The sequence below is a fragment of the Methylophaga sp. UBA4204 genome (genome assembly GCF_002379485.1).
In the GTDB taxonomy this organism is placed as follows: Bacteria; Pseudomonadota; Gammaproteobacteria; order Nitrosococcales; family Methylophagaceae; genus Methylophaga.
In genome coordinates, this window is record NZ_DFTU01000078.1 from 60,578 (window position 1) to 60,885 (window position 308).

Annotated in this window: 1 protein-coding gene; it reads left to right on the forward strand. The window is 47.1% G+C overall.

Translation table 11 applies throughout. From position 1 onward, the window contains the following. Positions 1 to 308 (forward strand): sulfite exporter TauE/SafE family protein (locus B3182_RS11410; RefSeq protein WP_292752800.1); only part of this gene is annotated, 308 nt, incomplete at both ends.

The window sequence follows — 308 nt, forward strand, 5'->3', positions numbered from 1 at the left end:
GAACGTCAGTTTGTGATATTGCTCTTGGTGGCCGGCCTGCCGGGGGTAGTGATCGGCGGCAGTGTGATATTAATGGTACCAGATCGAATCGCAGAGATTGCCCTGGGCGTATTAACCGGATCATTAGGCATATATTCTTTATTTAAACCGGCTTTAGGTCAGTTATATACGCCGTTAAATCGTGAGCGCCATGGTTACCTGATTGGTGCAGTTGTATTGTTTTTTCTGGGCATTCTCAATGGCTCGCTCACTTCGGGAACCGGGCTGTTTGTGACCATATGGCTGATATTATGGTTTGGCATGGATTA